Annotated in this window: 24 protein-coding genes and 1 tRNA gene; 10 read left to right on the top strand and 15 right to left on the bottom strand. The window is 66.7% G+C overall.

Annotated elements, in window-relative coordinates; all coding sequences use genetic code 11:
• Positions 1 to 7 precede the first annotated feature (7 nt).
• From WDZ97_RS15910 to mutY, 4 genes are all read right to left on the bottom strand, one after another.
• Positions 8 to 715 (bottom strand): hypothetical protein, encoded by a 708-nt coding sequence (locus WDZ97_RS15910; protein WP_019916462.1) that lies wholly within the window; start codon positions 713 to 715, stop codon positions 8 to 10.
• Between the two features lie 35 nt (positions 716 to 750).
• Entirely contained in the window at positions 751 to 1575 is an 825-nt protein-coding gene (locus WDZ97_RS15905; RefSeq protein ID WP_304006523.1) for a class I SAM-dependent methyltransferase, read from the bottom strand.
• A gap of 105 nt (positions 1576 to 1680) precedes the next feature.
• On the bottom strand, positions 1681 to 1947 hold the full coding sequence (locus tag WDZ97_RS15900) for a YkgJ family cysteine cluster protein (RefSeq protein ID WP_304006526.1): 267 nt from the start codon (positions 1945 to 1947) through the stop codon (positions 1681 to 1683).
• The gene (gene mutY, locus WDZ97_RS15895) at positions 1940 to 3016 is read right to left on the bottom strand and encodes an A/G-specific adenine glycosylase (RefSeq protein WP_425763383.1); all 1077 of its coding nucleotides are present in this window, start codon (positions 3014 to 3016) and stop codon (positions 1940 to 1942) included. The genes WDZ97_RS15900 and mutY overlap by 8 nt, the downstream gene beginning before the upstream one ends.
• Before the next feature lie 139 nt (positions 3017 to 3155).
• On the opposite strand from mutY, the gene WDZ97_RS15890 reads away from it, so the two are divergent.
• Positions 3156 to 3644, top strand: a complete 489-nt coding sequence (locus WDZ97_RS15890) for a flavin reductase family protein (RefSeq protein WP_425763382.1) — start codon at positions 3156 to 3158, stop codon at positions 3642 to 3644.
• Here the strand turns inward: WDZ97_RS15890 and WDZ97_RS15885 are convergent, their stop codons facing one another.
• The 4 genes from WDZ97_RS15885 to WDZ97_RS15870 all read right to left on the bottom strand — a co-directional run bounded on the left by WDZ97_RS15885 (position 3645) and on the right by WDZ97_RS15870 (position 7762).
• On the bottom strand, positions 3645 to 4673 hold the full coding sequence (locus tag WDZ97_RS15885; protein WP_304006534.1) for a DUF481 domain-containing protein: 1029 nt from the start codon (positions 4671 to 4673) through the stop codon (positions 3645 to 3647). It abuts the gene before it with no gap.
• Positions 4674 to 4861: 188 nt separating this feature from the next.
• A tRNA-Gly gene (locus WDZ97_RS15880) sits at positions 4862 to 4935 on the bottom strand.
• A gap of 51 nt (positions 4936 to 4986) precedes the next feature.
• The gene (locus WDZ97_RS15875; RefSeq protein ID WP_425763381.1) at positions 4987 to 5427 is read right to left on the bottom strand and encodes a hypothetical protein; all 441 of its coding nucleotides are present in this window, start codon (positions 5425 to 5427) and stop codon (positions 4987 to 4989) included.
• A gap of 100 nt (positions 5428 to 5527) precedes the next feature.
• Complete coding sequence (locus WDZ97_RS15870; RefSeq protein ID WP_425763380.1) at positions 5528 to 7762, bottom strand: TonB-dependent receptor family protein; 2235 nt, start codon at positions 7760 to 7762, stop codon at positions 5528 to 5530.
• A 240-nt stretch (positions 7763 to 8002) separates the two neighbouring features.
• Between WDZ97_RS15870 and thiS the strand changes: the two genes are divergently transcribed.
• From thiS to trmB, 3 genes are read left to right on the top strand one after another with little or no spacing between them, the layout of a single operon-like run.
• Positions 8003 to 8218, top strand: a complete 216-nt coding sequence (gene thiS, locus WDZ97_RS15865; RefSeq protein ID WP_425763379.1) for a sulfur carrier protein ThiS — start codon at positions 8003 to 8005, stop codon at positions 8216 to 8218.
• 15 nt (positions 8219 to 8233) lie between these two features.
• On the top strand, positions 8234 to 9022 hold the full coding sequence (locus WDZ97_RS15860) for a thiazole synthase (RefSeq protein WP_341930291.1): 789 nt from the start codon (positions 8234 to 8236) through the stop codon (positions 9020 to 9022).
• A gap of 47 nt (positions 9023 to 9069) precedes the next feature.
• Positions 9070 to 9789, top strand: coding sequence for a tRNA (guanosine(46)-N7)-methyltransferase TrmB (gene trmB / locus WDZ97_RS15855; protein WP_425763378.1), 720 nt, complete (start codon positions 9070 to 9072; stop codon positions 9787 to 9789).
• A gap of 45 nt (positions 9790 to 9834) precedes the next feature.
• On the opposite strand, the gene hemW is transcribed toward trmB, so the two are convergent.
• Genes hemW through WDZ97_RS15830 form a run of 5 tightly spaced genes read right to left on the bottom strand, consistent with a single transcriptional unit; the run spans position 9835 to position 14297 of the window.
• The gene (hemW, locus tag WDZ97_RS15850) at positions 9835 to 11064 is read right to left on the bottom strand and encodes a radical SAM family heme chaperone HemW (protein WP_425763377.1); all 1230 of its coding nucleotides are present in this window, start codon (positions 11062 to 11064) and stop codon (positions 9835 to 9837) included.
• A complete protein-coding gene (rdgB, locus tag WDZ97_RS15845; RefSeq protein ID WP_425763376.1) occupies positions 11061 to 11657 on the bottom strand; it encodes an RdgB/HAM1 family non-canonical purine NTP pyrophosphatase in 597 nt (198 codons plus the stop codon). The genes hemW and rdgB overlap by 4 nt, the downstream gene beginning before the upstream one ends.
• Before the next feature lie 6 nt (positions 11658 to 11663).
• Positions 11664 to 12383: a ribonuclease PH gene (rph, locus tag WDZ97_RS15840; protein WP_304006556.1), complete on the bottom strand. Its 720-nt coding sequence runs from the start codon at positions 12381 to 12383 to the stop codon at positions 11664 to 11666.
• A gap of 1 nt (position 12384) precedes the next feature.
• Positions 12385 to 13302, bottom strand: coding sequence for a PP2C family protein-serine/threonine phosphatase (locus WDZ97_RS15835; RefSeq protein ID WP_425763375.1), 918 nt, complete (start codon positions 13300 to 13302; stop codon positions 12385 to 12387).
• The gene (locus tag WDZ97_RS15830; RefSeq protein WP_024300767.1) at positions 13299 to 14297 is read right to left on the bottom strand and encodes a serine/threonine protein kinase; all 999 of its coding nucleotides are present in this window, start codon (positions 14295 to 14297) and stop codon (positions 13299 to 13301) included. The genes WDZ97_RS15835 and WDZ97_RS15830 overlap by 4 nt, the downstream gene beginning before the upstream one ends.
• Before the next feature lie 153 nt (positions 14298 to 14450).
• Between WDZ97_RS15830 and WDZ97_RS15825 the strand changes: the two genes are divergently transcribed.
• From WDZ97_RS15825 to WDZ97_RS15800, 6 genes are all read left to right on the top strand, one after another.
• Complete coding sequence (locus WDZ97_RS15825; RefSeq protein WP_304006565.1) at positions 14451 to 15305, top strand: YicC/YloC family endoribonuclease; 855 nt, start codon at positions 14451 to 14453, stop codon at positions 15303 to 15305.
• Between the two features lie 78 nt (positions 15306 to 15383).
• Positions 15384 to 16004 carry a guanylate kinase gene (gene gmk / locus WDZ97_RS15820; RefSeq protein WP_304006567.1) on the top strand — a complete coding sequence of 207 codons (621 nt, stop codon included), beginning with the start codon at positions 15384 to 15386 and terminating at the stop codon, positions 16002 to 16004.
• A 1-nt stretch (position 16005) separates the two neighbouring features.
• Positions 16006 to 16212, top strand: a complete 207-nt coding sequence (rpoZ, locus tag WDZ97_RS15815) for a DNA-directed RNA polymerase subunit omega (RefSeq protein WP_019916482.1) — start codon at positions 16006 to 16008, stop codon at positions 16210 to 16212.
• A gap of 54 nt (positions 16213 to 16266) precedes the next feature.
• Positions 16267 to 18531 (top strand): RelA/SpoT family protein, encoded by a 2265-nt coding sequence (locus WDZ97_RS15810; RefSeq protein WP_425763393.1) that lies wholly within the window; start codon positions 16267 to 16269, stop codon positions 18529 to 18531.
• A 22-nt stretch (positions 18532 to 18553) separates the two neighbouring features.
• Positions 18554 to 18760, top strand: coding sequence for a DUF3460 family protein (locus tag WDZ97_RS15805; protein WP_020166086.1), 207 nt, complete (start codon positions 18554 to 18556; stop codon positions 18758 to 18760).
• Positions 18761 to 18833: 73 nt separating this feature from the next.
• On the top strand, positions 18834 to 20282 hold the full coding sequence (locus WDZ97_RS15800) for an exonuclease domain-containing protein (RefSeq protein ID WP_425763374.1): 1449 nt from the start codon (positions 18834 to 18836) through the stop codon (positions 20280 to 20282).
• On the opposite strand, the gene WDZ97_RS15795 is transcribed toward WDZ97_RS15800, so the two are convergent.
• Positions 20279 to 22711, bottom strand: coding sequence for a two-component system response regulator (locus WDZ97_RS15795; protein ID WP_304006575.1), 2433 nt, complete (start codon positions 22709 to 22711; stop codon positions 20279 to 20281). The two genes, WDZ97_RS15800 and WDZ97_RS15795, sit on opposite strands and share 4 nt — an antisense overlap.
• Positions 22708 to 23787 carry a sensor histidine kinase gene (locus WDZ97_RS15790; protein ID WP_425763373.1) on the bottom strand — a complete coding sequence of 360 codons (1080 nt, stop codon included), beginning with the start codon at positions 23785 to 23787 and terminating at the stop codon, positions 22708 to 22710. Before WDZ97_RS15790 ends, WDZ97_RS15795 begins: the two co-directional genes overlap by 4 nt.
• Between the last annotated feature and the right edge of the window lie 66 nt (positions 23788 to 23853).

The raw sequence follows: 23853 nt of genomic DNA, 5'->3' as shown, positions 1-23853 counted from the left end.
GACCGGCTCAGTGCGTGGTGGTGCTGCCCATCGTCGCTTCGACGCTGCTCCGTGACTGGGCCGGCAGGGCATGTTCCATCGCGTCCTCGGCGTCGATATCCACCTCTTCGTGGTCGATGCGCAGGATGTCCAGCACCGGTGCAGCGACACGGCGGCAGGCGTTGGCCAGCGGCGACGGCAGGCTGTCCGGGATGCGCTTCTGCAGCAGCTGCTTCGACGACGAAATCGCGAACACCGGTTCCAGGATGCGCGTGCGGTACTGACCGAGCTGGCTCTCGATCAGCTTGTCGGCGGCTTCGCGCGCCCACGGATTGGTTGGCCACTGGGTCGGAATCGCCAGTGCGCGCGGGAAGGTTTCCAGATCCTGCTGCACGGTGCGGATGTCCTCGTGCGAATCGCGGAAGGGCAGCAGCACCAGGTGGGCGAGGCCGTACAGGTGGCGGTCCATTTCGCTGCGGTTGGCGCCGCCGTCGATCACGCCTATCCACTTGTTCAGGCCGCGTATCTTGTCCACCACCTTGGCCAGCGCATCGCGCGAACGCGCGTCGGCAGTGAGATAGCGGCGGCCTTCGGGGTCAAGCGGCTCGCGACCGATGTCGGTCAGCACGCAGACCGAGCGCTGGTTCAGCAGCCCCAGACCCTGACACAGCATGTGTGAAAGCGTGGTCTTGCCGGTGCCGCCCTTGTTGCCGATCACGCAGATGATTTCAGCCATTTCGTGTTCTCCACCTACCGGGGTTCGAGCAACGATTATTCCGCGATCAGGCGTGCGCCATCGGCGGGAACTGCAGCCGAAACCGGTTCTATTTCCGCGACCGGGCGGCCATTCTTGCCGCGTCGTCCGGCAAATGTGTACACATATAGCGCACGGGCGGCCGGGTCGCCGTCGATGACGCGGTCCGCCGCCATGCCAGGAATTTCGAAGCTGTTGGCAATCAGTTGCCCATCCGCCTTCATTTCCAGTGCCGCCTTGCGACCCAGCCTCGGCATCGGCACCGGCGACAGGAAGGCATAGACGATGTCGAACTGCCCGAGCGGCACCGACCACAGATCGTCGCGCCGTATCGTCACATTGGGCAGATGGCGGTTGCGCCAGCGGGCGATCAGCCAGGGCAGTGGCGCGTTCTCGACACCGGTGAAGCGGCAGTCCGGCCGCGACATGGCGAGCCGGCGCAGCAGTTCGCCGGTTCCGCAGCCGAGGTCGACCAGATGGATGGCGCGCTCCTGCGGCAGCGCCTGCAGCAGCGCACGGGCCGTCGCCTGGTTGGTCAGGAACAGCGGCACGCGGCTGCGGAAAGTGGACCAGAACACCGCCGACAGCAGCAGGAAGGCAAACAGATACCAGGCCGGCGCGATGTCCAGCATGCGGGCGCCGACCACCAGCGGTGAGAACAGCAGATGGATCACCACCCACCAGCGCGGCGCCTTGAGAGTCAGCGCGAAGGCGGCGGCGATGCCCGCCTGCATGACGACGATGGCGCCGATACCGGCTGGCGGCGTCACCGTGTAGCGCAGCGCGAACACGGCAACGATCCAGGATACGAGCTGTATGGCGAGGGCGCGGAACAGGTGCATAGCGAGGCCGCCGTGCGGAAAGTCGATGCCCTTACAGTAGCCCAGCCGGCGCCTGCGCAGTCACCGATTAGCGCGCGCAATGGCCCGCATTCCCGCGATTTGGCGTCAGCTGCGGGTGGCTTCTTCCAGCTTGTGCAGCCAGTGCAGCGCGTGGACGCGGTCGCTGCCGCACATCTCCGCCGACGCCTGCAGCCCGCCGCAGCAGGCCGGGCGCTCGGGCGAACCGAAGATGGCACAGCGCAGGTCTTCGGTTAGCTGCACGCAGCGCACGCCCGCTGGCTTGCCATCGGGCATGCCCGGAATCGGGCTGGAGATCGACGGCGCGATGCAGCAGGCGCCGCAGCCGTCCCGGCACCGCAGCGCCTCAGTCATCAAGCGCTTCCAGCAGGCGGCGCACCGGTGCCGGCAAGGCTGCGGAGGTGGCGTCGGCGAGCGGCTGCCAGAGCAGCGACGATTCCGCCGCGAAGGTGTTGCGCGCGTCGACCGCGACGCGCAGGGGCACCAGATGGAGTTCGAAGTGGGTGAAGCCGTGGATCACCGGCGCCATCGCCTGCGCCGCGCGGCCGGAGATGCCGTGCGCTGCCAGCCAGTGCGCCGCTTCGTGCAGCGCGTCGGGCAAGGTCTGCGCCGCCAGTTCGGGCAGGCTGAGTAGGCCGCCCCAGATGCCGTGGCCGGGCCGACGTTCGAGCAGCACCGCGTCGGCCGTCGTCACCAGCAGTGCGTGGCGCAGGCGCTGCGGACGCAGCTTCGCCGGGCGCGGCGCCGGCAGTTCGCGCTGCCGGCCCTGCAGGCGTGCTTCGCAGCGCGCCGCGACCGGACAGGCGTCGCACCGCGGCCGGTTGCGCGTGCACACGGTGGCGCCCAGATCCATCAGCGCCTGCGTATAGACCCCGCCGTCGCGCGTCGGCATCAGCGCGTGCGCCAGTGCCCACATGCGCTGCTCGACTGCGCGCGTTCCCGGGAAGCCCTCGATGCCGAAGACGCGGGCGAACACCCGCTTCACGTTGCCGTCGAGTATCGGTGCATGCGCGCCGAAGCAGAAGGTGGCGATGGCCGATGCGGTCGAGCGGCCGATGCCGGGCAGGCTTTCGATGTCCTCGACCGTGGTGGGAAAGCGGCCGCCGAATCGCGTCATTACCTCGCGCGCGGCGCGGTGCAGGTTGCGCGCGCGGGCGTAGTAGCCAAGGCCGCTCCAGTTCTCCATCACCGACGCTTCGTCGGCGGCCGCCAGTGCGGCCAGCGTCGGAAAGCGCTGGATGAAGCGCCCGTAGTAGCCGATCACCGTCTGCACCTGTGTCTGCTGCAGCATGATTTCCGACACCCAGACGCCGTACGCGTCGCCGGTCTGCCAGGGCAGGTCGTGCCGGCCGTGCAGGCGCTGCCAGCGCACCAGCGTGGCGGCGAAGTCGTCGCCGACGGCTACCTCTGAGGGAGTATTCATGGGCGCGGATTGTAGGCCGTGATGCAAAAGCGGCGATAATCCGTGCTCACTTGCATGCAGCCCGCCCGATGAAGCTTCCCGCCGTCTACGTCCCGCGCCGTCCGGTGCCCGTCTCCGTTCGTCCGCATGGAGCGGGGCGATGAGCAATCCTGCGCACGATAGCCGCAGCTTCCGCGACGCGCTGGGCCTGTTCGCGACCGGGATCACCGTGGTCACGACCCGCGCGCCGAATGGCGAGGCGGTCGGGCTGACCGTCAATTCCTTCAATTCCGTGTCGCTGGAGCCGCCGCTGGTGCTGTGGAGCCTGTCTCTTGGCTCGCCCAGCGAGGCGGCTTTCCGCGCCTGCTCGCATTACGCGGTGCACGTGCTGGGCGAAAGCCAGCAGGCGCTGTCGCGCCAGTTCGCCAGCAGTCGCGAGCAGCGCTTCGCCGGTGTGCAGACGACGGATGGCTTGGGTGGCGCGCCGCTGATCGAAGGCTGCCTGGCGCGCTTCGAGTGTCGCAACGACATCCAGTACGCCGGCGGCGATCACCTCATCTTCGTCGGCCGGGTGGAGCGCTTCGAGCGCAGCGCTGGCGATCCGCTGCTGTATTTCGGCGGCGCCTACCGCGGCATCCGCCAGCCCTGATCACCAGACGTAGCCCAGGCCAAGCAGCAGCGTCGAGTCGGTCGCCTTGCGGCCGGGCGCGGGCGTGCGCTCCCAGTCGGCGTTCAGCTGCGCCGAGGCGGTGATGCCGCCGGCGATCGGCAGGCGCACGCCGGTCTTGGTCCGGATGGTCAGGAAGTCGTCGTCCGACAGGCTCCAGAAGCCGTCCTGGTCGTGGAACAGTTCGGCCCGACGGTCGAACACCCAGTGCGAGGCGCGCACGCCCCAGCCGGCAGCCGGATAGTCCTCGTCCATGCCGGCGACGCGATCCAGATTGACGTGGTCGAGACCGGCACGCAGCGACAGCCGTGTATTGTCGTCGTTGTACAGCTGCCAGCCGTAACCGGCACCGGTCGTGGTCCGCAGCTGGATGTCCTTGAACTTGTCCTGTTCCAGCGACAGCCGCGCATAGATGAAGTTGTCGTCATCGACGAAGTGGTCGTAGTTGCCGTCGAACAGCCACTGCTGCGCGGTTCGCACGCCGCGGTCCTTGCGCCGGTCCACCTTCATGCCCAGCCCCCAGGCGTAGCCCTTGGCGCGCGCATTGAGGCCGGCATCGCCGTACACCCGGTCGTTCTCCGAGTTGCCGCGCACGAAGGCGGCCGACAGGTTCACCCGGCCGCTGTAGCTCACGCCATTACCCGATTGTTCCGGCGTCGGGTTGATGTAGGCGATGTCGTCGCGCGCCACCGGTGCATTGCCGGTCGTACTCGATACCTCGACCTTGTCCGGCGCACTTGGTGACAGCTGCGCCTTGTTGAGCAGGTCGCCGTCGCGGGTCATCACGGTGAGCGCCTCGTCGGTGCGCACGCTGGTGACCTGGTCCCAGCGTACACGTACCTCGCCGGCGTATTCGGTGGCGATGACCAGTTCGTTGCCCGCCTTGCTGACGATGCGCCCGCTGAGTCGGTCACCGTTGGCGAACTGCACCTCGTCGGCGCTGGCGGGGGCGGCGCTGAGCAGCGCCGGCAGGAAGATGGAAAGGCAGTGCGGCAGGCGTCGCAATCGCATGGCGGGTTCTCCCGGATTGTGTGGCGTGCGTGCCGGCGAACAGCGTCGGCCGGCGGCGATGGATGGATCTGGCGATCCGGATGCAGCAGGGGTGAAGCGGCGTACGGAGGTTCTGCGGAGGGGCCAGTCTAGCGGCGGCGATGCGGCGAGGCTGTAGGAAAAGACGAAGGCCCTGAGGAGGGCAGGGCTGGAGCGGGTGATGGGAATCGAACCCACGTATGCAGCTTGGGAAGCTGCCGTTCTACCATTGAACTACACCCGCGCAGCGCTCCACGCTTGCCGGAGCGCTGCGGATTGTACGCCGGATGCGCGTCTACTTCACCTCGATGGTCGCTCGCATGCCGGCTTCAGCCTGCGAGCGCTTCGACATCACGTCGTCGAATTTGCCGGTGCGTATCGGCAGGAACCACCACTCGACGCTGTGGCCGGGCGCCACTTCGATGCGCCGGATCGGGCCGTAGATCTCGGCGACCACCTTGCCGGCGGCGTCCTTGGCGACGACCTTGCGCGTGTAGACGGCATCGGCCAGGCCATTCGAGCCGAAGTAATAGGGTTCGCTGCCGGTGTTGTCGATGCGCAGCGCGTAAAGCCTGCCGGTTTCGAGCGTCAGCGCGTCCGGGGTGAAGCGATGCTGGCCCTTGTCGGCGCCCATCTGGATGGTGACGGTCGTCGGCTCCTGCTTGCTCAGATCGCCGGCGGCGAAGGCGACAGGCGACAGCAGGAAAAGTGCGGTGGCGATGCAGTAGCGGTTCATCGGGCACTCCGTTGCGGGACTGTCGAAAAGAGTCATGCCGGCGCCGTCAGTTCCCGTCCGCTCGCGCGGACGGGAAATCTGGGCAGAGGCCGGACGTGGATCAGAAGTCCCAGCGCACGCCAGCGATCACCTGCCGCGGCCGGTTCACGTGGATGCCATTCACGCGGCTCACGATATAGGTGCGGTCGGTCAGGTTGGCGGCACTGAGGAACAGTGTCATGCCCTGCGGCTTCAGGCGGTAGTTGGCAGATGCGTTGAAGATGGTCTGCGCATCGATCTCCCCCGACTGGCCGTCGGGCAGCGGCGTCTTCGAGTTCAGACCGTCGGTGTATTGCTCGCTGATGTGCTCGACGCCCAGGCGCATGTCGAAGCCCGACGCGTGCTCGTAGCCGATCGCCGCCGCCAGCAGGTGGCGCGGCGCGTAAGGCGTGCGGTTGCCATTGACGTTAACCTCGCCGATCTCGTTGCGCGCGGCGTCATAGACGGTGTTCAGCACGTCGTTCTCGAAGCGCGCCGTCCACAGATGCGTGTACGAGCCCTTCAGGTAGACGTTGTGTGCGCTGCCGTTCATGCGGCCGAAGTCGATGCGGCCGCCCAGCTCCAGGCCTTCCTTGCGGGTTTCGCCGCCGTTGGCGAAGGTCTGGCCGAGGCCGAGTGACTGGCCGGGCACGATCTGGTTCTTGAAGTCGATGCGGAACAGCGTGGCTTCGAGCTGGACGCCCTTGAGCGGCGCCGAACGCATGCCCAGCTCGTAGTTGGTGCTCAGCTCCGGGCTCACCGCCACGTAGTCGGCGTCGAACGGCGACAGCGTGGCGTCCGGGCGCGGCGGCGCGAAGCCGCGATGCACGCCGGCGAACACCGTGGTGTCGGGCAGGCCGAACCAGGTCACGCCGAAACCCGGCAGCACCTTGTCGTTCTTGTCGGACAGGCGGGCATTGACCGGGTTGAAGTCCTCGGTCGAGGCGCTGAAGGTCTGCCGGTACTGTTCGTAGCGCACACCCGGCGTCAGCGACCAGTTGCCGATGTAGAAGGTGTTCTGCACGTAGCCGGACAGCGCGTCGGTCTTGATGCGGAAGTCGTCGCGCAACAGGGTGCCGATCGAATTCTCGCGTGCGGTCGAGAAGGCGCCGTTGTAGCGCTTGCGGCTGACGTCTTCCCAGTGCAGGCGCACGCCCATCACCAGTTCGTTCTGGATGCCGAAGGTGTTGTGCTTAAGGTCCAGCCGAGGCTCGATGCCGAAGGTTTCATAGCTGCGCGGACGCATGTTGTTGCCGCACAGACGGGCGAAGTCCTCGAAGCCGTTCGGCACCGTGTAGTCGATGTTCGCCGGGCAGGCGCCGGACAGCGGCACCGGGTCGCCGTCGCGCAGCGTTTCCAGTTCGTCCTCTTCGGCGATGGCGTCGAGCTGGCGGTAGGAGGCGCGATCCACCTTGCTGTAATACATATTGGTGGTCAGCTTCGCCTCTTCGTTGATCTGGAAGGTGTGCACCGCCTGTGCGGCGTTGCGTTCCAGTTCGAAGCGGTCGTCGCGGAAGGGGTTGGCGTACGGGTCGCGCTCGTAGCGGGCCTGGTCGAGGCCGGCTTCGCCAAACTTCGAGTCCTCCTCGAAGTAGCCGTACTTCAGCATCAGCGTGTTGCGCGCATTCAGGTTCAGCAGCGCCTTGATCGACACGTCCGTCATCTTGTGCTCGTTGCCGCGGCGGGTGCCGTCGCCTTCCTTCTGGCTGGCGCTGAGCAGCACGCCGCCCCAGTCGCCGCCGGTACCGACACTGGCCGACAGGCCGTAGAAGTCGCGGCTGCCGGCCGACGCCTGCACCGAACCCTGGAACTTGCGCGGCACGTCCTGCGTGACAAAGTTGATCACGCCGCCCACCGTCTGCGGGCCGTGCACGATCTGGCCCGAACCCTTGATCACCTCGATGCGGCGGATGCGCTCCAGCGGCGTGTGATAGTGGGTAGTTGGGTCGGCGTAGGGAGCGAGCTGTATCGGGGCGCCGTCCTCCAGCAGCAGCGTGCGGCTGCTGCGGCGCGGGTCGAGGCCGCGCACGCCGATGTTCAGGTTCAGGCCGAAGGCGTCCTCGGCGACGACATGTACGCCCGGTGCTTCGCGTACCGCTTCCATGATCGACAGCGGGCGCTGCGCTTCGAGTTGTTCGGGACCGATCGCATGGACCGAGCCGGGAATGGCTTCGAGGCGGTCGGGCAGGGCTTCGATCACGGTGATCGCGGGCAGCGCGGTCGGGCTGCTCTGGGCGTGGGCTACGCCGCCGATGCAGCCGATCGCCAGCGCGATCAAGGTGGGGGCGGGGCTCCTCGCGATTTTTCTGGTTCTCACGTCTCTGATTCTCCGTTGTCGCGCGCGAACGCCTGCGCATGCGAGTGCGCAGCCGGACGGCACGGGGTGGCTTGTGTTGCGCGCCCGGGCGCACCTTCTTGCGGGTGCATGGACAGACATCGAGCGCGTGGCGACTATGATCAGTAGTGTGCTAATTGTTAAGGGACAAAATCCCGACCTGATCCGGCGCATCCGCCCGGTCCGGCGTGCGCTGCGCTGCAATACCGGTACACTTGTGCGGTGAGCGCACCCACCGTATCCATCCATCTGAACGGCCAGCCGCACCCGATCACGCCCGGGCAGACCGTGGCCGACCTGGTCGCCGCACTGGCGCTGGCCGGCAAGCGCATCGCGGTAGAACGCAACGGTGAAATCGTGCCGCGCGCGTCGCACGCGCAGACCGTGCTGAGCGCTGGCGACCGCCTCGAAATCGTCGTTGCCGTAGGCGGCGGCTGAACCCGGAAGATTCACATGAGCAAGGACATCCTGAAGATTGGTACGCGCGAGTTCTCGTCGCGCCTGCTGGTCGGTACCGGCAAGTACCGCGACTTCGACGAAACCCGTGAGGCGGTCGAGGCCTCTGGCGCCGAAATCATCACCGTCGCCATCCGCCGCACCAATATCGGCCAGGAGCCGGGTCAGCCCAGCCTGCTGGAGGTGCTGCCGCCCGACCGCTACACGCTGCTGCCCAACACGGCCGGCTGCTACACCGCCGACGACGCGGTGCGCACGCTGCGACTGGCGCGCGAACTGCTCGACGGCCACAACCTGGTCAAGCTGGAAGTGCTGGGCGACGCCGACACGCTGTTCCCGGACATGACGCAGACGCTGGCCGCGGCCGAAACACTGGTGCGCGACGGCTTCGACGTGATGGTCTACTGCTCGGACGACCCCATCATGGCCAAACGGCTTGAAGAGATCGGCTGCGTCGCGGTGATGCCGCTGGCCAGCCTGATCGGCTCCGGCATGGGCATCCTGAATCCGTGGAATCTGCGCCTCATCATCGACCACGCGCGCGTGCCGGTCATCGTCGATGCCGGCGTCGGCACCGCGTCGGATGCCGCCATCGCGATGGAGCTGGGCTGCGACGGCGTGCTGATGAACACTGCCATCGCCAAGGCGCAGAACCCGGTGTTGATGGCCAGCGCGATGAAGAAGGGCGTCGAAGCCGGCCGCGAAGCCTTCCTCGCCGGTCGCATGCCGCGCAAGCTTTACAGCGGCGCGCCCAGTTCGCCGACCAGCGGCCTGATCACCGGCTGAACCCACTTCGCGCGGCGCCTGACGCGTCGCGCAGCAGGATTTTTCGCATGAACGACGACAATACGCCGGACACCTCGGAGGGCGCTGACGACGCGCGCCCGCAACGCCACATCCGCAGCTACGTGCTGCGCCAGGGCCGCATGTCGCCCGCCCAGGTGCGCAATATCGAAGAGGGCATGCCGCGCTGGGGCGTTCAGTACGCGCCGCAGGCGATCGACTACGCCGCTGTATTTGGTCGCGCCGCGCCGGTGGTGCTGGAGATCGGCTTCGGCATGGGCTTCACCACGGCCGAGATTGCGGCCGCACGGCCGGACACCGATTTCATCGGCATAGAGGTGCATGGCCCGGGCGTCGGCAACATGTTCAAGCTGATCGCTGAACAGCAACTCGCCAATGTACGTGTCATCCAGCATGACGCGGTCGAGGTGCTGCGCGACATGATTCCCGATGGTTCGCTGGCCGGCGTCCACGTGTATTTTCCCGACCCGTGGCCGAAGAAGCGTCATCTGAAGCGCCGGCTCATCCAGTCGCCGCTGGTCGCCCAGCTCGCCGCCAAGCTTGCGCCCGGCGGCTATCTGCACTGCGCCACCGACATCGAGGACTACGGCCAGCAGATGCTGGACGTGCTGTCCGCCGAACCCTTGCTGGAAAACACCGCCGACGGCTTCGCGCCACGCCCGGACTATCGCCCGCTGACCAAGTTCGAAGCGCGCGGCCTCAGGCTGGGCCACGGCGTGTGGGACGTGATCTTCCGGCGCAGGGGCTGAAGCCGCAGCTGCGGGTCCTCGCACTGCGACGACCCGCAGGCATCCTCAGTCGAGAAATCGCTGCAGCAGCTCGTTCAGGAAGCGGCGTCCGCGCAGCGTCGGTTTCACCCGACCGCTGTCCAGTGCTAGCAGCCCCGCTTCGCGCGCTTCGAGCAGGCGCGGCATCAGCTGTTCCAGCGCAAGGCCGGTGTGACGCGCGAACAGGTCGACATGGAAGCCGTCGTTCAGCCGCGCCGCATTCATCATGAATTCGAAGGGCAGTTCATCGCTGCCGACCATGCGCGACTCCTGCACGAAATCGCCGCGCGCGGCGCCTTCCAGATAGGCGTTCGGATGCTTGTGCCGCATGTCGCGCCGGACGCGGTCGTGGAAGCTCAGCTTGCCGTGGGCGCCGGCGCCGATGCCGAGGTAGTCGCCGAACTGCCAGTAATTCAGGTTGTGCAGGCACTGCTGCCCCGGCCTGGCGAAGGCCGACGTTTCGTAGTGCATGAAACCGGCGTCGGCCAGCCGCGCTTCTATCGCCTCCTGCATGTCGGCTGACACATCGTCGTCCGGCAGCTCCGGCGGGTGTGCGGCGAAGGGGGTGTTCGGTTCCAGCGTCAGGTGATAGCAGGACAGATGGCTCACGCCGGTCGCGAGCGCGGTGTCGAGGTCGGCCAGCGCTTCATTCAGCGTCTGCTGCGGCAGCGCGTACATCAGGTCGATGTTCACCCGCTCGAAGGTGCGCAGCGCGAGGTCGATGGCGCGCCGCGCCTCGCGTGTGTCGTGGATGCGGCCGAGTGCGGCGAGCTGGCGGTCGTCGAAGCTCTGCACGCCGATCGACAGACGGTTCACGCCGGCGTCGTGGAAACCCTTGAAGCGGTCGGCTTCCACCGTGCCCGGATTCGCCTCGAGCGTGATTTCCGCTTCCGGCGACAGATTCACGCGCGCGCGCACCGCGGTGAGCAGGCGATCGAGCGCGTCCGGCGTCATCAGGCTGGGCGTGCCCCCGCCGAAGAAAATGGTCTGTACCCGGCGGCCCCAGATTTCGGGCAGTGACGATTCTAGGTCGGCGATCAGCGCGTCGATGTAGGCGGCTTCGGGAATGCCGTCGCGCACCGTGTGCGAGTTGAAGTCGCAGTACGGGCACTTGCGAACGCACCACGGGAAGTGGATGTACAGCGACAGCGGCGGCGAAACGGTGAACGCCGGCGAGTCCGACGAGGCTGGCGATGTTGCGCCCGCCGACCCCGGCTGCGCGGCGCGCGCCGGCTTCAGCGGGATGACGCGGCTCATGACGGATTCTGCAGCCGGTCGAGCAGATGACGCATCGCCGCCGCGCGGTGCGACAGCGTGTTCTTCAGTTCCGGTGCCAGTTCGGCGGCGGTCTGTTCGAGCGAAGGTACGAAGAAGTGCGGGTCGTAGCCGAAGCCGCCGTCGCCCCGTGCCTGCGCGACGATCTCTCCGTGCCATTCGCCGTCGGCGATCAGCGGCTGCGGGTCGTCGGCCGAGCGCACCAGCACGATGACCGAATAGAAATGCGCGCGGCGGTCGTCCACGCCGTGCAGATCGGCGATCAGCTTGGCATTGTTGGCGAGATCGGATTTCGGCTCGCCGGCGTAGCGCGCCGACAGCACGCCCGGCTTGCCGCCGAGTGCGCTGACGCACAGGCCGGAGTCGTCGGCCAGCGCCGGCAAACTGGTTTCGCGCGCCGCATGGCGCGCCTTGGCCAGCGCGTTCTCGACGAAAGTGGGGTGAGGCTCTTCCGCCTCGCTGACGCCGAGCGAGCCCTGAGTGACCACCTCGATGCCCAGCGGCGCCAGCATGGCCGACAGTTCGCGCAGCTTGCCGGCGTTGTTGCTTGCGAGGACCAGGCGTTCGATTTTCATCAGGGGTCAGATCTCCAGTGCGCGGCGCTGGGCCGCGATCAGGCCGTTGATGCCATTCTCGGCCAGATCCATCAGCGCGTTCAGTTCGCTGCGGGTGAAGGGCACGCCCTCGGCCGTGCCCTGCACTTCGCACAGGCCGCCCGAGGCGGTCATGACGACATTCATGTCGGTGTCGCAGTTCGAATCCTCATCGTAGTCGAGGTCGAGCACCGGCGTGCCTTCATGTATGCCGACCGACACCGCGGCGACCAGTTCGCGCAGCGGGTTGGCGGGCAGCAGCCCCTTCTTCACCAGACCGGTCAGCGCGTCGTGCAGCGCGACGCAGGCGCCGGTGATCGAGGCGCAGCGGGTGCCGCCATCGGCCTGCAGCACGTCGCAGTCCAGCGTGATCTGGCGTTCGCCGAGCGCGGCGAGGTCGGTGACCGAGCGCAGGCTGCGGCCGATCAGACGCTGGATTTCCTGGGTGCGGCCGGTCTGCTTGCCCTTGGCCGCCTCGCGCGCACTGCGTGTGTGGGTGGCGCGCGGCAGCATGCCGTATTCGGCGGTTACCCAGCCCTGGCCCTTGCCGCGCAGGAAGGGCGGCACGCTCTCTTCGACGCTGGCGGTGCACAGCACGCGCGTGTTGCCGATCTCGATCAGCACCGACCCTTCGGCGTGGCAGGTGAAATTACGGGTGATGCGCAGGTCGCGCGCCTGGTCGGGCCGGCGGCCGCTGGGTCGTGTCACGTCATTGTCCCTTCGAGTACTTGTTGATCGCGGAATTGATTTCCGCGATGGCGGATTCGATCGCCGATTCGTCCCACTCCTCGCGCATCGACGCGCGGTCGCCGAAACTTTCGATCACCGTGGTGTGGCGGTCGAGCGGCAGCGTGCGAGTGGTGACTGAGCCGTGCGGCTCGTCGGCGTAGTTGTCGTGCCAGTTGATCGCCACGGTCGTCAGATTGTCGGCGGTCTCTCCACCCGCCGCCTCAGCCTGATCCATCAGCCGCGGCACGGCGGTCATCACGTCCGGATTCTCGAAGGTCTTCAGCAGCACGTCATTGCCCAGCGGGCCCCACACACCATCGCTGCACAGCAGAACGGTGTCGCCGGCCAGCAGCGGCGTCTTGCGCGAATATTCGATCTGCGGCGCGATCGGGCCGCCGAGACAGCTGTAGATGCGGTTGCGGTGCGGGTGCGTCATCGCACCGTCCTCGTCGAGCAGGCCGCGGTCGATCATGCGCTGCACGCGCGAGTGGTCGCGCGTCTGCGTCATCACATGGCCGGCGCGCAGCACATAGAGCCGAGAGTCGCCAGCGTGCGCCCAGTAGGCGACCGAATCCTGGATTACGCAAGCGACACAGGTGGTGCGCGGACCGTCCTCGAGGTCGCGCTCGTCGGCGTAGTCGAGGATGGCGCAATGCGCGTTGGTCAGGCCGCGCGACAGGAACAGGAAGGGGTCGTTCAGCCGCGGCTTGGCTTCGCGCTGGAAGGACTCGACCAGATACTGCACCGCGATCTGCGCCGCTACCTCGCCCTGGAAGTGGCCACCCATGCCGTCGGCCACCACCATCAGCAGTGCGTCGCGCGAGTAGGAGTAGGCCATGCGGTCCTGATTGGACTTGCGCTTGCCGACGCGGCTGTCCTGAAAGATGGTGAATCTCATTTGCTCATCCAGGTGCTGAAGCGGCTGAACTGTGCGCGCACGCGGTTGAGCCAGTGATCGGAAGCGCTTGTGCTGGCGGCAGCGGCGGCGGCGGCCGCCAGTTCCGCCTCTTCGTTCTCGCGGTCCCAGGTGGCCAGCGACCGCTGCAGGGCGAAAACGCTCTGCGGCCGCTTCAGGTGATTGAGCTGCATGCACAGGTCTATCGTTTCGAGCAGCTGCTTCGAGTACTGGCCTATCCAGCGCTCGGAGGCGAGGATGACCGTATCGTTCTCCATGCGCTGGTCGGCCGCCTGCGGCGGTCCGCCCGACAGGCAGGCGTACATGCTGGCGCCGATGCTGTAGATGTCGCTCCACGGGCCGAGCAGGTCGCGGTTGCGGTAGTGCTCGGGGGCGGCAAAGCCGGGCGTGTACATCGGCTTCAGCATCGGCGTGTCGACCATCAGCGTGTTGCGTGCGGCGCCGAAGTCGATCAGTACCGGCGAACCGTTGTTGCGCAGGTAGATGTTCGACGGCTTGATGTCCAGGTGCAGCAGCTTGTGCGAATGCACTTCGCGCAGGCCGTTGAGCAGGCGCGTGAACACGTAGCGGATGAAACTTTCGCGAATCTCGCCGCGGCGACGCGTGATGTAGTCCTGCAGCGTGCGGCCGCGTTCATAGCGCATCACCATGTACACGGTGTCGTTGGCGCGGAAGAAGTTGAGCACGCGCACCACGTTCGGGTGATTCAGCCCGGCCAGCGTGCGCCCTTCCTCGAAGAAGCACTTCATGCCATAGCGGAAGGCCGGCAGGAATTCCTCGGGAATCTTCGGCTGGATATGGCCTTCCTCGCGCAGGGCCAGCGCGTTCGGCAGGTATTCCTTGATCGCGACCGGCGTGTTGTCGCGGTCGTGCGCCAGATAGACGATGGAAAACCCGCCCAGGCTCAATTGGCTGTGGATGCGGTACTGGTCCAGTTCAAAGCCCGGCGGCAGGGCGCAATTGACTTGTGGGGGCATTCTGCGGGCCGCTATGATCCTTGTTTCGGCGCGATTCTGGGCGTTTGCCCACAGGCTGTAAAGCTGCCCGACAGGTGCTGTCGGCAGCGTTTGCACGCGTTGATGACCGATGGATCAACAGGGGAAGAACGCGTGGCAGGCAGCATACACAGCATGACGGGTTTCGCGACGGCTGCAGTCAGTGTCGGCGCAGCGACGCTGAACCTTGAGCTCAGAACCGTTAATTCGCGTTTCCTCGACCTGCATTTCCGGCTGCCCGACGAACTGCGCGTGATCGAGCCCTTGCTGCGCGAGCAGATCACCGGCGCGTTGTCGCGTGGCAAGGTCGATTGCCGTGCCGGTCTGCAGGCGAGCGGCGAATCGGCGCGCGAGCTGGCGCTCAACCCGCAGCTGCTGGCTCAGCTGGTGGCGCTCGAAGCCGGCGTGCGCGCGGCACTGCCGCAGGCCGCCTCGCTGTCGGTCGCCGAGGTGCTGCGCTGGCCCGGCATGCTGGGCGACGACACGATACCGGCCGAGGCGCTGACCGAAGCGGGCGCACGTGCGGTGCGGCAGGCGCTGGCCGACCTCACCGCGTCGCGCAGCCGCGAAGGCGTGCGACTGGCCGGCATGCTGATGGAGCGCGTCACCCGCATGCGCGAACTGGTCGCGCAGGTGACGCCGCGCGTGCCCGAGGTCGTGCGCGAATACCAGGCCAAGCTCGTGCAGAAACTGCAGGAAGCCATAGGCAGCGCGGACGACGAGCGCATCCGCACCGAAGTCGGCCTGTTCGCGGTGCGCATCGATGTCGCCGAGGAACTGAACCGGCTGTCGGCGCATCTCGATGAAGTGGAGCGCATCCTCGCCAAGGGCGGCAGCGCCGGCAAACGGCTCGACTTCCTGATGCAGGAACTGAACCGCGAGGCGAACACGCTGGCCTCGAAGTCGGTCGCACAGGACGTTGGCGGCGTCGCGATGGAGCTCAAGCTGCTGATCGAACAGATGCGCGAGCAGGTACAGAACATCGAGTGAGCCGGCGGGCGGCTCCAGATTCACGCCGGCCTGCCGTTGACGCGGTTCCGGCGTATTTCGTCCTTTTCATTGCAAGACATGGCTAAACGCGGCGTACTTTTCATCGTCAGCGCACCGTCCGGTGCAGGCAAGACCACGCTGGTGCGCGGTCTTCTCGAACGCGATCCGCAGATCGGACTGTCGGTATCGCACACCACGCGGGCGGCGCGTCCGGGCGAGGTGGACGGCGTTGCCTATCACTTCGTCAGCATCGACACCTTCGACGCGATGCGCGCGGCGGGCGACTTCATCGAGTCGGCGCACGTGCACGGCAACTACTACGGCACCTCGCGTCGCTGGCTCGAAGAACGGCTCGATGCGGGCCATGACGTGCTGCTGGAAATCGACTGGCAGGGCGCCCAGCAGGTGCGTGCGCTGTTTCCGGAGGCGGTGAGCATCTTCATCCTGCCGCCGTCCTTCGAGGCGCTGGCGCAGCGCCTGACCGGCCGCGGATCGGACGCGCCGGAGGTGATAGAACGCAGGCTGGCTGCGGCGCGCGAAGAGATCGGTCATCTTCGCGAGTTTGATTTCGTTATAATCAATAACATACTGAGTCAGGCGCTGGACGAAATGGTCACCGTCGCACGCGCTGCGCGGCTACTCCGATCGAGCCAGATGGCCCGGCATCCCGAGTTTTTCCATTCCCTGGGTGTGAATTGATATGGCACGCATTACCGTCGAAGATTGTCTGAAGCGCATTCCGAACCGTTTCCAGTTGACGCTGGTTGCCACCTACCGTGCCCGCCAGCTGTCCGCAGGCAGCACGCCGCAGGTCGATGGCGACAAGGACAAGCCCACTGTCGTCGCGCTGCGTGAAATCGCCGCCGGCAAGGTCGGTCTGGAAATCCTGAACCGAGGCCAGGCCTGATGAGGCCGGGCTGTCAGCGCTGACTTCATGAACCGACCGGTGGACGACCTCATCATGCCCACCCCGGTCGCCCACGTTACGCCTGCACAGCCCATCGTCAGCCTCGCCCCGGCTGACAACGATCCCGACGCCGGTACGCCGGCGCCCCCCTGTTCTACGGTCGCCGATCTCGAACGCCTGATCGCCGACATTTCCACCTATCTGCGCGAAGAAGACGTGCAGCGCGTGCGCGACGCGTACGCGCTGTCGGCCAGCGCGCACGCCGGGCAGTTCCGCATGAGCGGCGAGCCTTACGTGTCGCACCCGCTGGCGGTCGCCGAAATCCTCGCCGGCTGGCAGCTCGATTCGCAGGCGCTGTGCGCGGCGCTGCTGCACGACGTGATGGAAGACACCGCCATCACCAAGGCGGAGATTGCCGAGCGTTTCGGCAAAGTGGTGGCGGAACTGGTCGATGGCGTGTCCAAGCTCGACAAGATCGAGTTCCAGTCGAAGGAAGACGCGCAGGCCGAGAACTTCCGCAAGATGCTGATGGCGATGGCACGCGACGTGCGCGTCATCCTGATCAAGCTGGCCGACCGCACGCACAACATGCGCACGCTGGGTTCGATGCGGCCGGACAAGCAGCGCCGCATCGCCCGCGAAACGCTGGAAATCCACGCCCCGATCGCCAACCGCCTCGGCCTGCACGCCGTGTACCGCGAACTGCAGGACATGTCCTTCCACGCGATGCACCCGATGCGCTACCGCGTGCTGGAGCGCGCGATGAAGTCGGCGCGCGGCAACCGGCGCGAGGTTGTGGGCAAGATCACCGAAGCGATCCGCACCCGTCTGCCGGAGCGCGGCATCGACGCCGACGTGTTCGGCCGCGAGAAGAGCCTGTATTCGATCTTCCGCAAGATGCGCGACAAGCACCTGACCTTTTCGCAGGTGCTCGACATCTACGGTTTCCGCGTCGTGGTGAAGGACGTGGCGGCCTGCTATCTGGCCCTCGGCGCGCTGCATGCGCTGTACAAGCCGGTGCCGGGCAAGTTCAAGGACTACATCGCGATCCCGAAGGCCAACGGCTACCAGTCGCTGCACACCACGCTGATCGGCCCCTTCGGTACGCCGGTCGAGGTGCAGATCCGCACCGCCGAAATGCACCAGATCGCGCAGAACGGCGTGGCGTCGCACTGGTTGTACAAGGACAGCGAACAGTCGCTCGACGACCTGCAGGCCAACACCCACCGCTGGCTGCAGTCGCTGCTCGAACTGCAGAGCTCGGCGCCCGATTCGGCCGAGTTCCTCGAACACGTGAAGATCGACCTGTTCCCGGGCGAGGTGTACGTGTTTACGCCCAAGGGCAAGATCATGTCGCTGCCGCGCGGCGCGACCGCGGTCGACTTCGCCTACGCGGTGCATACCGACGTCGGCCATTGTTGTGTGGCCTGTCGCATCAACCAGGAACTGATGCCGCTGCGCAGCGAGTTGAGCAGCGGAGACCAGGTCGAAATCATCACCGCCTCGCACCCGAACCCGAACCCGGCCTGGCTGGGTTACGTGAAGACCGGCAAGGCGCGCGCGCAGATCCGCCACTTCCTGAAGACCATGCAGGTCGAGGAGTCGGCACAGCTGGGCGAGCGGCTGCTGACCCAGGCGCTGCGCCAGTTCGGTGTCACGCCGGACGAGATCGGTGACGCCTCGTGGGCGCAATGGCTGGAGACAGCCGAAGTGAAAAGCCGCAAGGAGGCGCTTGCAGACATCGGCCAGGGCAAGAGCTCGGCCACCTTTGTCGCGCGCAGCCTGCTCAAGCTGCAGACCGCCAGCGAGCAGCAGGGTACGCCGCTGCCGGCGCCGGAGAGCGCGCTGCTGATCCGCGGTTCCGAAGGCATGGCGGTGCAGATCGCACGCTGCTGCCAGCCGATACCGGGCGACCCGATCGTCGGTCAGCTGCGTGTCGGTTCCGGCCTGATGATCCACGCGCACGACTGCCCGACGCTGCGTCGCAACCGCAAGGACGGTGACCAGTGGGTCGACGTCGAGTGGGAGCGCGACAGCAGCCGCGTGTTCGAAGTCGGCATCCGCGTCATCGCGGCGAACCGCCCCGGCGTGCTGGCCAAGGTCGCTTTCGAGATCGCCGAATGCGGCGCCAACATCCAGAATGTCGGCATGGAAGAGGACGGCAGCCTCTACACACAGATCCACTTCACGCTGCAGGTCAGTGATCGCGTCCATCTGGCGCGCATCATGAAGGGCCTGCGCCGCGTGCCGGAGGTCGTGCGCATCGCCCGCGTGCGGGCCTGCGACAAGACCGACGAATCGCGCGGCAAGACACATTGAGTCGTTTCCAACGGAGTTTCAATTGGCTGATTACGAATCCGATCACACGCGCTTCATGCGCGAATACCTCGAAAAGCACCCGGAGCAGATCGAAGAGCAGCGCCGCGGCCGTGCGCTGTGGTGGGACAAGCCGCAGGACTTCGAAGCGCAGCGCCGCTTCAACGAGGCACGCGTCGCGCAGAAGCCCTACCCCTACCAGACCGATCTGACGCCCACCGACGCGCACTGAAGCCGCGGCGTCCTTTTTCTGGCTGCCCCGTGCGCTGCGCCGCTGAGCCGGCGCGCAGGGTGGCGACCATCGCATGAGCGTGTTCGATCAGCCGCTGGCCATCGTCGACCTGGAAACGACAGGGGGCGACCCGCGCGCCGACCGTGTGACCGAGGTCGGCGTCGTGCTGATAGACGGGCCGCAGCGGCGCGAGTGGTCCAGCCTGGTCAATCCGGGCGTGTCGATTCCGCTGTCCATCCAGCGCTTCACCGGCATCACCGACGGCATGGTCGCCGGTGCGCCGCGCTTCGCTGAGATCGCGGAGGAACTGGCGGCGCTGCTGCACGACCGCCTGTTCGTGGCGCATAACGCGCGCTTCGACCACGGCTTCCTGCGCAACGAGTTCGCCCGCGTCGGTCTGAATTTCGCGCCGCGCGTGCTGTGCTCGGTCAAGCTGTCGCGCGCTCTCTATCCGCACTTTCCGCGCCACGGGCTAGACGCGCTGATGGAGCGCTTCGGGCTGGTCTGCGACGCCCGCCACCGCGCCATCGGTGACGCGCGACTGGTGCGCGATTTTCTCGACATCGTCGCGCGCGACTTTCCGCCGGCGGTGATCGGTCCGGCGATGGAGAAGGCCGGGCGCACCGCCGCCGCGCCGCCCGGCATGACACCGGGTGCGCTCGACGACGTGCCGGAGGCGCCGGGCGTCTATCTGTTCTACGGTGCGGCGCCGGAGTCGACCGACCTGCTGCCGGCGCCGGCAGAGCTGCCGCTCTACATCGGCAAGAGCCGTAACCTGCGTTCGCGCGTGCTGGCGCACTTCACCGGTTCGCACAAGGGCGGGCAGGCGGCGCGCATGCTGCGCGAAACGAAGCGCGTCGATTGGGTCGAAACGGCGGGAGAGCTGGGGGCACTGCTGCTCGAAGCGAAACTGGTGAAGCAGTTGCAGCCGCTGTACAACAAGCAGTTGCGCGCCGGCGGACCCGCGGTGGCACTGGCGCTGCGCGGCGGCCCCGGTAACGAGGTGGCGGCTGGCGAAGCGGCGCTGACGCTGGTCGATCTAGACCGCGTCACGCCGCGTCAGCTGGCGGGACTGTACGGTCCCTTCCGCTCGCGCCGCGACTGTCTGACCACGCTGCGCGAACTCGCGACAGCCTGGCAGCTGTGTCCGAAGCGCATCGGTCTGCAGGGCTACGAGCGGCGTACCGCCGCCTGCGTCAATGTGCAGATCAAGCGCTGCCGCGGTGTCTGCTGCGGTCGCGAAGACCCGCGGCAGCACGATATGCGGCTGATGAGTGCACTCGACGGCCTGCGCATGCCCGACTGGCCGTGGCCGGACGCCGTGGCGGTGCGCGAGCGCCGTCCGGGCGCCGAGCGTGGCGACCGGCACTGGCTGGCGCACTGGTGCTATCTGGGCAGCGCGCCGGAGGGCAGTGACGACGCGGCGCCGTTGCAGCGCGACGCGCGCTTCGATTATGACCACTACCGCATCCTGCGCCGTCATCTCGACGGACTGCCGGCCGACGCGGTCGAGGCCGTCTAGGATTTGTCGGGCGGATTTACCAGAGATTGCCGCAGCTGGCTTGCCGACATCGGGCGCGCAAACAGATAACCCTGACCCTCCGAACACCCGAGCCGCAGCAGCAGTTCAGCCTGTTCCGACAGCTCGATGCCTTCGGCGATGGTGGTCATGCGCAGCGAGCGGCCCAGCGCCAGCATGGCCTCTATCATTGCACGGGCGTCGTCGCTCTCTGTCAGGTCGATGATGAATGAACGGTCAATCTTGATGCGGTCTATCGGCAGGCCGCGCAGTACGCTCAGCGACGAGTAGCCGGTGCCGAAGTCGTCGATGCTGATCGAGACGCCCAGACGTTTCAGCGCGTCGAGTATGCCGGCGCTGTGTTCGATCACCTGCAGCGTGGACTCGGTGATTTCGAGTTCCAGCGATTCGGCCGGGAAGCCTGTTTCGGTCAGCACCTCCAGCACGTGGGCGACGAAATCCTCGCGCATGAACTGCCTGACCGACACGTTGACGGCGAGGCGCATCTGTCGCCCGTCGTTGTCCGGCAGGCCGACGATGTCATGGCAGGCGCGGCGCAGCACCCACATGCCCAGCGTTTCAATGATGCCGCTCTCTTCGGCGACCGGAATGAAGCGGGCCGGCGAAATCATGCCCAGTTCCGGATGCGGCCAGCGCACCAGCGCCTCGACGCCGATCACGTGCGCGTCGGACAGCCGGAGCTGGGGCTGGTAGTGCACCTCCAGCGCGTCGTTCTCGATCGCGCGACGCAGGCCCTGCTCCATATGCATGCGTTCCTGTGTGCGCTCCGACATGTCGGTCGTGAAGAACTGATAGCGGTTGCGTCCTTGCGACTTGGCCGAGTACATCGCGATGTCGGCCGCGCGCATCAGCACGTTGCGGTCGGTGCCGTGATCGGGGAACACCGCGATGCCTATGCTGCCGGTGATGCGTATCTGCTCGCCACCGAGGTCGAACGGGTCACGCAGCGCACCCAGCAGCTTCATCGCCAGATGCGAGGCGTCTTCAGGCTGTGCGCTGCCGGTGAGCACGACGAATTCGTCGCCGCCGAGGCGGGCCAGCGTGTCGCTGCGGCGCAGCGCCTCACGCAGCCGGACCGACACCGCGCGCAGCAACTCGTCGCCGACGCCATGGCCCAGCGTGTCGTTCACACCCTTGAAGCTGTCGAGGTCGAGGAAGAGCAGGATGCAGCGTTGCTGCGCACGACGTGCCTGTTCGATGGCGCGCTCGAAACGGTCGTCGAACAGCAGGCGGTTGGGCAGGCCGGTCAGCGCGTCGTGATGCGCCAGATGATTCAGCTTCTCCTCTGCCTGATGGATGGCGCTGAAATCGGAGAAGGCGGCGACGAAATGGGTGACCGTGCCGTTGTCGTTGCGCACGGCGCTGATGCTTTCCCAGGCAGGGAAGCTGTCGCCAGACGCGCGTTGGCACAGCACCTCGCCCTGCCAGTAGCCGGTGCCCGAGGGGGCGGCCAGCGCCGCATAGAAATTGTCGCCGTGGCCGGTTCCCAGCACTGCGTCAGGGTCGAGGCCGAGTACCTGGGTTTCGTCGTGCCCAGTGATGCGTGTGTAGGCGGCATTGACCGCGACGATGCGCCGACGCGCGTCTGCGATCACGATGGCTTCGGCCGTGGTGTGGAACACGACGCTGGACTGGCGCAGGCGCTCCTCGTCGCGCCGGCGTTGCGTCACGTCCTGCAGGATGCCGACGATGCGCCGCTCGCCCGCCGGGTCGCCATAAGCGCGCGCGTGCGCTTCCAGATTGCGTGCGCCACCATTGCCTACGGTACGGAATTCGATGCGCACCGGATCGCCGCGCTGCAGTGCCGCGTTCAGCGCCGCCGACACGCGCTCGCGATCGCCGGCATCGACGCGCGACAGGAAGAGGCTCCACGACTCGTCCAGCGGGACCGGGCGGTCGCCGAACAGGCTGCGCAAGTGTCCGTCGCCGTGCAGCTGCATCGAATCGCCCTGCCACTCGATCACGCCGAGCGAGGCGGCATCGAGCGCCTGCTTGAACAGCTGTTCGCTGCGCTCCACGAGCACCTCGACCTCGCGACGCGCCAGCGCCATCTGTATCGTCGCGTGCAGCTCGCGTGCCTCGCACGGCTTGACCAGATAGCCGAAGGGTCGACATTCGAGTGCGCGGCGCAGCGTGTCGTCCTCGGCGTAGGCGGTCAGGAAGACAACCGGCACGCGATGCTGCGACTGGATCTGCAGTGCCGCGTCGATGCCGTCGAGCGGGCCTTCAAGGTGGATGTCCATCAGCACCAGATCGGGCGCCACCTCGCCGACCTTGCGCACCGCCTGCTCGCCGCTGGCCAGCACCGCGCCCACCTTGTAGCCGAAGGACTGCAGCTGGTTCTTCAGGTCGAAAGCGATCACGCGTTCGTCCTCGACCAGCATCAGATTGATCGGGAGCGGTGCGTTCATGTCGTACCTCGTGCGGGAAGGGCGGCCGGAAAGGTGATGAGATAGCTGGCGCCGCCGTCGCGCACCATCTGCAGTTCGCCGTGCAGCTGATCTATCAGCAAGGGCACCAGCTGCAGGCCGAGCGACTTCACGGCGTCGAAGTCGAAACCCGCCGGCAGGCCGACACCGTTGTCGCGCACGCCCAGCGTCAGCCGCTCGTCGCAGCTGTGCAGCGAAATGGTGATGATGCCGGTGCGCTGGGCGGGGAAGGCGTGCTTGAAGGCATTGGTGACCAGTTCGTTCACCACCAGCCCGCACGGGATGGCGCGTTCAAGATCGAGGTACACCGGCTGCCCCGGGCGTTCCAGCTGCAGCTCGACGCCACTCGCGCTGCTGCGATAGGCACCGCGCAGCAACTGGGCCAGACGGTCGAGGTAGTCGCCGAGGTCCATGCGCGAGAAGTCCTTGCGCTCGTACAGCAGCTGATGAGTCAGTGCCATTGCCCGTACGCGGTTCTGGCTCTCGTTCAGGATGTCGCGCACGCGCGGGTCGTCGACATTGTTCGCCTGCAGATTGAGCAGGCTGGTGATGACCTGCAGATTGTTCTTCACCCGGTGGTGTACTTCGTTGAGCAGCACCGTCTTTTCCTGCAGCGCCTGCTCCAGCACCTGCTGCGCGCGACGTCGCTCGGTGATATCGACGATGGATGCCAGCACCATGACACCTTCGCCGGTGTCCATCGGATTCAGACCGATCTCGACCGGGAATTCGCTGCCGTCGGCGCGGCAGGCGAACAGGTCACGACCGCCACCCATCGGTCGTGGGCTGGGTGATGAAAGGAAGCTGTGGCGGAAGTCGGCGTGGTGAGTACGTGCGGCCGACGGCACCAGCATGTCGACCGAGCGGCCTATCAGTTCGGTGCGCGGGTAGCCGAACAGCCTTTCGGTCTGCTCGTTGACCAGCACCATCATGCCGCGGCCATCGACCAGCACCATCGCGCTGGGGGCGTACTCGACGACGCGGCGGAAGGCGTCGTCGTTCATCTGCGGCATCGGCGGGGCATCGTGCGCCGCTGTGCCATCGGTACGGATATCCATCGGCCATCCTCCGTGAGCCCGCGCTGGTTTCGGGCTCATTCATTCTGGATGGCCGCGTGCATCAAG

Source organism: Methyloversatilis sp. MC4-4 (assembly GCF_049843555.1).
In the GTDB taxonomy this organism is placed as follows: domain Bacteria; phylum Pseudomonadota; class Gammaproteobacteria; order Burkholderiales; family Rhodocyclaceae; genus Methyloversatilis; species Methyloversatilis discipulorum_B.
This window is presented reverse-complemented; position numbering and strand designations above follow the sequence as displayed.

What these genes read in the sequence shown, in the direction of transcription:
- rdgB (WP_425763376.1), bottom strand. Translation starts at nt 11,657, where the DNA reads ATGAAAATCGAACGCCTGGTCCTCGCAAGCAACAACGCCGGCAAGCTG.
- WDZ97_RS15875 (WP_425763381.1), bottom strand. Translation starts at nt 5,427, where the DNA reads ATGAACCGCTACTGCATCGCCACCGCACTTTTCCTGCTGTCGCCTGTC.
- WDZ97_RS15905 (WP_304006523.1), bottom strand. Translation starts at nt 1,575, where the DNA reads ATGCACCTGTTCCGCGCCCTCGCCATACAGCTCGTATCCTGGATCGTT.
- gmk (WP_304006567.1), top strand. Translation starts at nt 15,384, where the DNA reads ATGGCTAAACGCGGCGTACTTTTCATCGTCAGCGCACCGTCCGGTGCA.
- WDZ97_RS15795 (WP_304006575.1), bottom strand. Translation starts at nt 22,711, where the DNA reads ATGAACGCACCGCTCCCGATCAATCTGATGCTGGTCGAGGACGAACGC.
- WDZ97_RS15910 (WP_019916462.1), bottom strand. Translation starts at nt 715, where the DNA reads ATGGCTGAAATCATCTGCGTGATCGGCAACAAGGGCGGCACCGGCAAG.
- WDZ97_RS15790 (WP_425763373.1), bottom strand. Translation starts at nt 23,787, where the DNA reads ATGGATATCCGTACCGATGGCACAGCGGCGCACGATGCCCCGCCGATG.
- WDZ97_RS15835 (WP_425763375.1), bottom strand. Translation starts at nt 13,302, where the DNA reads ATGAGATTCACCATCTTTCAGGACAGCCGCGTCGGCAAGCGCAAGTCC.
- WDZ97_RS15825 (WP_304006565.1), top strand. Translation starts at nt 14,451, where the DNA reads ATGACGGGTTTCGCGACGGCTGCAGTCAGTGTCGGCGCAGCGACGCTG.
- WDZ97_RS15830 (WP_024300767.1), bottom strand. Translation starts at nt 14,297, where the DNA reads ATGCCCCCACAAGTCAATTGCGCCCTGCCGCCGGGCTTTGAACTGGAC.
- hemW (WP_425763377.1), bottom strand. Translation starts at nt 11,064, where the DNA reads ATGAGCCGCGTCATCCCGCTGAAGCCGGCGCGCGCCGCGCAGCCGGGG.
- WDZ97_RS15885 (WP_304006534.1), bottom strand. Translation starts at nt 4,673, where the DNA reads ATGCGATTGCGACGCCTGCCGCACTGCCTTTCCATCTTCCTGCCGGCG.
- trmB (WP_425763378.1), top strand. Translation starts at nt 9,070, where the DNA reads ATGAACGACGACAATACGCCGGACACCTCGGAGGGCGCTGACGACGCG.
- WDZ97_RS15890 (WP_425763382.1), top strand. Translation starts at nt 3,156, where the DNA reads ATGAGCAATCCTGCGCACGATAGCCGCAGCTTCCGCGACGCGCTGGGC.
- rpoZ (WP_019916482.1), top strand. Translation starts at nt 16,006, where the DNA reads ATGGCACGCATTACCGTCGAAGATTGTCTGAAGCGCATTCCGAACCGT.
- WDZ97_RS15810 (WP_425763393.1), top strand. Translation starts at nt 16,267, where the DNA reads ATGCCCACCCCGGTCGCCCACGTTACGCCTGCACAGCCCATCGTCAGC.
- WDZ97_RS15900 (WP_304006526.1), bottom strand. Translation starts at nt 1,947, where the DNA reads ATGACTGAGGCGCTGCGGTGCCGGGACGGCTGCGGCGCCTGCTGCATC.
- mutY (WP_425763383.1), bottom strand. Translation starts at nt 3,016, where the DNA reads ATGAATACTCCCTCAGAGGTAGCCGTCGGCGACGACTTCGCCGCCACG.
- WDZ97_RS15860 (WP_341930291.1), top strand. Translation starts at nt 8,234, where the DNA reads ATGAGCAAGGACATCCTGAAGATTGGTACGCGCGAGTTCTCGTCGCGC.
- WDZ97_RS15800 (WP_425763374.1), top strand. Translation starts at nt 18,834, where the DNA reads ATGAGCGTGTTCGATCAGCCGCTGGCCATCGTCGACCTGGAAACGACA.